Origin of the sequence: Streptomyces sp. NRRL B-24085 (assembly GCF_001282115.1) — a bacterium.
Lineage (GTDB): Bacteria > Actinomycetota > Actinomycetes > Streptomycetales > Streptomycetaceae > Streptomyces.
This window is the reverse complement of record NZ_LJBR01000105.1, coordinates 1-7,613: the sequence shown is the minus strand read 5'-3', so window position 1 is coordinate 7,613 and position 7,613 is coordinate 1. Positions and strand designations below refer to the sequence as shown.

The 7,613-nt window shown below is 74.4% G+C and carries 6 protein-coding genes; 3 read left to right on the top strand and 3 right to left on the bottom strand.

Translation table 11 applies throughout. The features are described from left to right. From AOJ26_RS13910 to lanKC, 3 genes are all read right to left on the bottom strand, one after another. Positions 1-1,264 (bottom strand): ABC transporter transmembrane domain-containing protein (locus AOJ26_RS13910; protein WP_053848572.1); only part of this gene is annotated, 1,264 nt, incomplete at its 3' end. Between the two features lie 88 nt (positions 1,265-1,352). Further along, positions 1,353-1,469, bottom strand: coding sequence for a SapB/AmfS family lanthipeptide (locus AOJ26_RS13905; RefSeq protein ID WP_020117173.1), 117 nt, complete (start codon positions 1,467-1,469; stop codon positions 1,353-1,355). A gap of 59 nt (positions 1,470-1,528) precedes the next feature. Next, positions 1,529-4,153: a class III lanthionine synthetase LanKC gene (gene lanKC / locus AOJ26_RS13900; protein WP_053848571.1), complete on the bottom strand. Its 2,625-nt coding sequence runs from the start codon at positions 4,151-4,153 to the stop codon at positions 1,529-1,531. Between the two features lie 195 nt (positions 4,154-4,348). On the opposite strand from lanKC, the gene AOJ26_RS13895 reads away from it, so the two are divergent. The 3 genes from AOJ26_RS13895 (at position 4,349) to AOJ26_RS43840 (ending at position 7,587) form a co-directional block, all read left to right on the top strand. Then, positions 4,349-6,790, top strand: a complete 2,442-nt coding sequence (locus AOJ26_RS13895) for a SpoIIE family protein phosphatase (RefSeq protein WP_053848573.1) — start codon at positions 4,349-4,351, stop codon at positions 6,788-6,790. A 46-nt stretch (positions 6,791-6,836) separates the two neighbouring features. Further along, a complete protein-coding gene (locus AOJ26_RS13890) occupies positions 6,837-7,256 on the top strand; it encodes a CBS domain-containing protein (RefSeq protein WP_053848570.1) in 420 nt (139 codons plus the stop codon). Positions 7,257-7,410: 154 nt separating this feature from the next. After that, positions 7,411-7,587, top strand: coding sequence for a hypothetical protein (locus AOJ26_RS43840; RefSeq protein WP_086724685.1), 177 nt, complete (start codon positions 7,411-7,413; stop codon positions 7,585-7,587). The last annotated feature ends 26 nt before the right edge of the window (positions 7,588-7,613 follow it).

Sequence of the window (7,613 nt, the reverse complement as noted above, 5' to 3'; positions counted from 1 at the left end):
CCTCCTCGACGGTGCCGCCGAGCAGGGCGGGCCGCTCGAAGGCATAGCCGATCGAACGGCGCAGTTCGTCGTGGGCGAGCTCGCGCAGCGGCACCCCGTCGAGCAGCACCTCGCCGCGGTCCGGGTCGGCGAGCCGCCCGGCGACCGCGGCGAGCAGTGACTTGCCCGACCCCGACCGGCCCACCACGGCCAGCGTCGTCCCGCCCGGGACGACGAGGTCGACCCCGTCGAGTACGGCGCGCGCGCCGCGCAGGGCGGTGACGCCGCGCAGTTCCAGCCGTCCGGGACCGGGCGGCAGCCGGCGGTCGCCGTGCTCGACGGCGGGTTCCGCGAGGACCTCGTCCAGCCGTCCGGCGGCCGCCCCAGCCCGGGCGAGGCCCGAGAGCTGGCCCACAAGGACGCCGACGCCGGCCGCGAGGACCGCGTACCGGGAGGCGGCGAGGACCTCGCCCACGGTGATGCGGTGCCGGGCGAGCAGGAGCCCGGCGACGGCGACGACCCCGAGCTGGAGCAGCGGCGCGACGGCGACGGACCGGCCCGAGGCCCGGCCCTGCACCCGCCACATGCGGTGCCCGGCCTCGGACAGCTCGGGCAGCGGGCGCAGGACGCGGGCCGTCTCCCGGTCCTCCGTTCCCGCGGCCCGGATGGTGCGGTGCCCGCCGACGGCCTCCGAGAGGGCCTGCGCCATCCGTCCCTGCACCTCCTGGTAGCGCGTCACGCACTCCCGGGTGTCCCGGGCGAAGGCGCGCAGCAGCAGGGCCAGGACGGGCGCTCCGGCCAGGAACACGGCCGCCAGCCAGGGGGAGATGAGGCCGAGGGCCACGACACCGCCGACCGGTCCGGCGAGCGCGGCCAGCAGGGCGGCTCGGGCGGCCGGTGCCGTGCCGGCCTGGGCGGCGTTGCCGACGAGGCGGGCGACGAGGTCCCCGGGCCCGAAGCGGGCGGTGGCGCGCGGGCCGACGGCCAGGACGTGACCGGTGAGGCGGCGGCGCAGCCAGGCGGTGGTGCGGGCGTCGAGGGTGCCGCCGAGCACGGTCTCCGCCGCGTCGAGCAGGGCGATGAGGAGGACCAGCGCGGCGCAGCCCAGCACCCAGCGGGTCGCCGGGGCCTGTGCGAGCAGCAGGTCCAGGGTGCGGCCGAGAGCCGCGGGCAGCAGGAGTCCGGCGCCGGTCGCCGCCGTGCTCACCAGGCACAGGACCAGGCAGCGGGCGGGGGCCGGACCCAGGAGGCCGTGCGTGGCCGGAGGCGAGGTGGGAGTCGTCATTCGGCGGCCTTCCGGAGGTGTGCAGGACCCCGGGCGGCCCCTCCCTCGCGGGAGTGGACCGCCCGGAGTCATGGGCGCATGATGCCTGTCAGAGACAGAGCGTGACGCTCGCGGCGCTGACGCAGGACAGCAGGCTCAGGGTGCTGTTGCCGCCGCCGCCGGTGTGCTCGTCGGACTCCATCGTCTGCAGGTCGAGAAGTGCCATCTCGGTTTCCTTTCCTCGGTGTCGTCCACCCGTGGGGACGGGGTTGGGTCACGGCTCCGTCAAGTCGCGGAACCGCGTTCGTGGGGCCGCCCGAGCGGCGGCAGGAACGGCAGGTGTGCGGTGGCCGGGGCGCCGGGGGCCGTGTGGGCCGCGCCGAGCGCGAGCAGGCACCCTGCCGTTCCGGTGCCCAGGTCCATCGACAGCCGCATCATCTGGTGGCCGGGGAAGGCCAGTTGGCCCTGGTAGTCCATGGCGAACCAGCCGAGCCCGTCGATCTGTTCGGCGAGCCGCTCGCGGGTCGCGCCCGGGGTGTCGGTGCGCGCGAGGTGCAGGATCATCCCGGCGCGGCCCTGGAAGAGACCGGGCTGGACGTAGAAGCGGCTGGTGGCGGCGGTCAGCACCCCGGCCCGCGCCCGCTCGAACTCGCCCTCCGTGTCGGCGCCCTGGGCGAGGTAGTCGTCCAGGACCATGCCGATGCCGGCGCTTCCCTCGCCGAGATAGGGCAGCGTCCGCCAGCCCTCGTCGACCTCCAGCGAGCCGCTGGGGTGGGTGACGCAGCACTCCAGGTCCCTGCGCAGCGCCACCACGGCGGCCCGCAACAGCAGCGGCTCGCGGGTGTGTTCGTACTGCCGCAGCAGGAACAGCGCGGGCCCCGTCCACCCTTTCAGCAGCCCGGCCCGGCGCCGTTTCGGAGTGTCAGCGAGGGGCTGCGCGAGTCGTCGTACGAGGACGTCGGCGGCCTCCGCGGCCCGCTCGTGCAGCTCCGACTCGCCCGTGGCGCGGGCCAGTTCGCCCAGGACCAGGCCGAGGCCGGCCAGGCCGCCGTGCAGGTCGGCGGAGAGGTTCTGCCAGCGCTCGGCCAGGACGCGCTCGACCAGGTCGAGTGCGCGCTGCCGGTGGCCGAGCCGGTCCAGGACGTGGGCGACGCCCGCGAGGCCGTCGTAGAGCCCGAGCGGTGTGCCGGTCGGCGGGGGCGCGGTGCGGGCCAGGAGCCAGCGCTCGCCCTCCTCGTACCGTTCGGCGCCGACCGCGTCCAGCGCGTACAGCACGCCGGCCGCGCCGTGCGCGAGTCCGAGGCCGCCGCCGTCGTTGAACTGCGTGATGTCGCCCGGGAAGAGCCGGTCCTCGCGGTCCGGGGTGGCCGAGGCGAGGAGCGCCTTGACCATGGAGTCGCGGCTGTAGGGCCAGTCGCCGGGTTCGACGAAGGTCGGCGCGGTCCTCGGGACCGTGCGCCCGCCGGTGTCCGTGGCGGTGTCCCGGGTGATCTCCGCGACCGCCTCGTCGAGGAACTCCTTCGGTACGTCCGGGAACTGACGCCTGATCACCTCGGCCAGATGGGCCGCCTTCCCGCGGTCCACCACGAACAGCGTGGTCACCGGGAGGAACAGGGCGATCCGCAGACAGGCCAGGGCGTAGCGGTCGACGTCGACGCCCTTGCGGTCCGGCGGGGCGAAGAAGCCGGGGTGGGCGACCACCTGGCGGCCGTTCTCCTCGACCGGCGCGGCCGCCTCGAAGTCGAGCAGGGAGACCGACTCCTCGTCGGGGCCGACCATGATGTTGAAGACATGCAGGTCGTTGAAGACGATCCCGCGTGCGTGCACCGCCTCCACCGCCCGCTCCACCGCGCCGTGGATGCGCACGGCCCACGCGGTGTAGTCGGCGACGGCCCGCGGATCGGGGTCCGGACCGAGCAGCGGATGGCGCTCGGCGAAGAAGGAGTTCAGCGGGCGCCCCTCCAGGAAGTCCATGACGAGGAACCGGTGGTCGCCGAGGGTGAACCAGTCCCGCACCTCGGGCACCACACCCGTCCCCGCCACCCGTTCCAGGGCGTCCTTCTCCCGCTCCAGCCGGGCGATCGCGTCCGCCCCGTCGGCGGCCAGTCCCGCGTGCGGCCGGCCCTCCTTGAGGACGACCTTGCGCCCGTCGCGGGTGTCGGTGCCGGTGTAGACACCGCCGCCGTTCGAGAAGTGCAGCGCCTTCTCGATCCGGTACGGCAGGTCACCGACCGTGGTGGTGTTGCGCGCGTCCAGATGGGGCTGGAGGAAGGCGGGCAGCGTCACCCACTCGGGCACCTGGAAGGACGGCTCCCGCCGGTCCGGCACCAGGGTCCCCTCGCCGTTGCGCACCGCCGGCACCAGCGAGCCCCGCTCGTCGACGACGAAGGTCCGCGCGAACGCGCCGTAGCGGACGTAGAGCGGGCCCTGGTGCCAGCGCAGGTCGGTGAGGATGTACGGCCCTTCGAAGCCCTCCAGGAGCTCGCCCAGCTCCCGGAGCACCTCGTGCAGCTGCTCCTCGTCGGCCGGGTAGATCGTGACGAACTTGCCGCTGGTGTCGCGGGCCGCGTACTTGGTGTTGCGCAGGTGCAGCAGGTGCGGGCCCGGCACGAACTTGAACGAGATGCGCCGGGGCACGCAGTAGTCCCACACGATCGCGGCGATCCGCTCCGCGTTCGCCCGGGTGGCCGAGGCGTGGATCTTCCAGCCCTGCGAGGGGCCCGGCACCGGCTTGCCGTCCGGGCCCAGCGGCGTCAGCGTCAGCCAGTCGCCGATGCGCGCCGCGTCCCACCCGTCCGGCACCGCGCGGCGCGCCGTCTCGTAGACGGGCGCCTCACCGGCGGAGATCCGGTCGGGCGTCTCGTAGAAGTGTCTGTCGGCTAGCGCGTACACCTCGTAGCGCTTGTCCATGCGTCCCCTCCTTGGCCCGACACAGAGCCTTCCAGCGGGGCGGTGGCCACGGACAGTCACGGCTGTCACGAGACCACCGTGAGAAACGCATGCGTCAAGAATTGTTCGAGAGGTTTCGAGCACCGCCGCGGCGCCCGCTCCCCGGAACGCTCACAGGGGCTGCGCACGTGCCGTATTAGCGCTCTAATGGCGAACGTGGTGAGTGAGGGCGCTGCGGGACGCAGAACGAGAACGCTGCGTGCCGAAAATGCCCTGACACGGCTCACGGACAGCCCCGAATCGCCGGAACGGCTGCGCCGCGTCCTCGAACAGGCCCTCGTCTTCACCGGGGCCACCCTGGCCGCCGTGTACACACCCGGTGCGGACGGGGACCTGAGCCTCGTCGAGTCGGCCGGCGTCCCCCGGACGGTGTACGGGCTGCGCGACAGCTATCCGGGCTCCGGCGGCTCCCCGCCCGCCGACGCGCACCGCTCGGGCCGGCCCGTCTTCCTCGGCCCCGAGGAGGCCGCCGCCGGCACCGAGTCCGGCGGGGCGGCCCGGCGGGACTTCCACCTGGCCGTGCTGCCCGCCCACGGCGACGACGGACAAGCCTGTCTCGTGGCCGTCAGCGAGGACCCGCACGGCTTCGACGACGACGACCGCAAGTGCCTCGAACTCATCGCCGGCGCGATCGTCTGCCCCGCCCCGCAGGCCGCCCCGGAGAGCACCGAACCGAGCTCCCACGCGTTCAGCCTCGCCATGGACACCGGCCGGGTCGAGGTCGGCGACGGCATCCTGGAGCTGTTCGGCACGAGCCGGGCCGACTTCGACGGCAAGGTCGAGACCCTGCTCGGCCTGACCGTCCCCGAGGACCTGCCCTCGCTGATGTCCCTGTTCGAGGCCGGCCACACCGTCGGCGACCGTGAGCTGGAGTTCCGCGTCCTGCAACCCTCGGGGCCGCCCAGATGGCTCAGGCTGCGCGGCCGCATGCTGGCCGGCGCCGAGGGCCTTCCCGCCCGGCTCGTGGGCACCGTCGCCGACGCCTCCACCCTCCGCTCGGACGTCACCGACGTGGCCCGCGTCCAGCGCCTCGCGGCCGCCCTCGCCATGGCGGGCACCGTCCGCGACGTCAGCCAGGCCGTCGTCTCCGCCCTGCGTGCCCCGCTCAGGGCCGACCGCATCGCCCTCGCCGAGCTGGAGAACGACCGGCTCGTCGTCACCGTCCTGGACCCGCCCGCACCGGAGGCCTGGCCCGAGCTGTGGCGCCTGGAGTGGCGCAGTGAGTGGCCCGAGGCACCCGTACGGGCCATGCCCACCCTGGCCACCGCCCTGCGGGAGGGCCGGGCCCAGATCTGGCCGGCCGGGACCGTCCTGGAACCCGCCCTCGCCGACGTCGGCCCCGGCGGCCTCGCCGTCCTGCCGCTGCCCGCCGCGGGCCGCATGGCCGGCGCCTGCCTCATCGGCTGGGACACCCCGCACCACTTCGACCCCGACGAACGCGCCCTGCTCACCGCCTCGGCCGGCCTCGCCGGGCAGGCCCTGATGCGCGCCCACGCCCTCGACGCCGAACACGAACTCGTCGGGATGCTCCAGCGCCAGCTCCTGCCCCGCCGCCTGCCCCGGCTGCCCGGCGCGGTCGCCGTGGCGCGCTACCTGCCCAGCACCGCGGGGCTGGAACTGGGCGGCGACTGGTACGACGTGATCCCGCTGCCCGACAACCGTGTCGCCCTGGTCATCGGCGACGTCCAGGGCCACAGCGCCGCCGCCGCGACCCTCATGGGCCAGATGCGCACCGCCCTGCGCGCCTACGCCGTCGAGGGCCACCCCCCTGACGTGGTCGTCGCCCACGCCAACCGGCTCCTCATGGACCTGGAGACCGACCTCTTCGTCACCTGCACCTACGTGGACCTCGACCTGGAGGAGGGCACCGCCTGGTGCGTCCGCGCCGGCCACCTGCCGCCGGTGCTGCGCCACCCCGACGGGACCACGGAGATCGCCGAGGCCGACGGCGGCCCCCCGCTCGGCGTGGTGGCCCAGGCCGACTTCCCGATGACCCCGCTGCGCCTGCGGCCCGGCACCCTGGTCGCACTGACCACCGACGGCCTCGTCGAGTCCACCGAGGCCGACATCGACACGGGCATGGACCGCTTTGCGCGAGGGGTGGCCGCCGCCGACCCCGCCCACCTCGGACTCGTCGCGGACGTCCTGCTCGGCGGCGCCCGCCGCAGCGACGACGTCGCCCTGCTCCTGCTGCGCTACGACGGCATGGCCACCCACCCGCTCCGGGAGAGCTGGACCGTCTGGCGGGTCCCCGAGGCCGCCCGGCACGCCCGCCGCTTCACCCGGCGCACCCTGCGCGCCTGGGGTGTCCCCGAGGACGCCATGGACACCGCCCTGCTCGTGGTCTCCGAGCTCGTCACCAACGCCCTCGTGCACACCGGCGGCCAGGTCCGCCTCGACCTCACGCTCATCGGCAGGCGGCTGCGGGTCTCCGTGGCCGACGCCTCGCCCCGTACCCCCGCCAAACCCACCAGCATCGGCTGGGAGGCCACCGGAGGCCGCGGCATCCTCCTCGTCGAGGCGGTGTCGGCGGCCTGGGGCAGCGTCCCCGTCAGCGGCGGCAAACAGGTGTGGAGCGAGATCGCACTGGACGCCTGAGGAGGGGTACCCGGAGCGGACCATCCCCGCAGCAGAGAGGTACGTCATGACTCAGCACGTCAGCGACATCATGACCAGCGCCCCGGTCACCGTGGAACCGCAGACCTCCGTGACGGCCGTCGCCAGGATCATGCGGGACCAGGACCTCGGCGCCGTCCTGGTGACCGACGGCGACGAACTGCGCGGCCTGGTCACCGACCGCGATCTCGTCGTGCGGTCCCTCGCCGAGGGCGGCGACCCGGAACAGACCACCGTGGCCGGCGCGTGCAGCGACGACCTGGTGACCGTCACCCCCGAGGACGACCTGGACCACGCGATCGAGCTCATGCGCGAGCACGCGGTGCGGCGGATCCCCGTCGTCGACCACGGCCACCCCGTCGGCATCGTCGCCCTCGGCGACCTGGCCATGGAACGCGATCCCGAATCCGCCCTGGGCGACATCAGCGTGGCACGGCCCAACACCTGAGCCCGACAGGCCGGTTCGGCCGGCCGTCAAATTCCGGTGCTCCCGGCCCTCGACGAATGTGTGTGCGGGGGCCGCGGGCTGACGGGCGCACCGCCCGTTTGTCCCGCGCCCTCCGGGGGACCCGGAAGGGAGCATGGAAGGACGGTGAACCGCCGTGACACCGCACACCGTTGAGAAACCCGTAGCGCGCCGCCCCGAGACGGGCTGGTCCAGGGCCCGCCGCCTGCACGGCAAGGGAGACCTGCGGACCTGTCTCCCCGCGGTCGAGGACCGGATCGGCCCCACCACGGCGCACACGGGGGAGGACAACATCTTCCGCGGCGAGGACTGAGCGCCCGCCCCGCGACACCCCCAGCA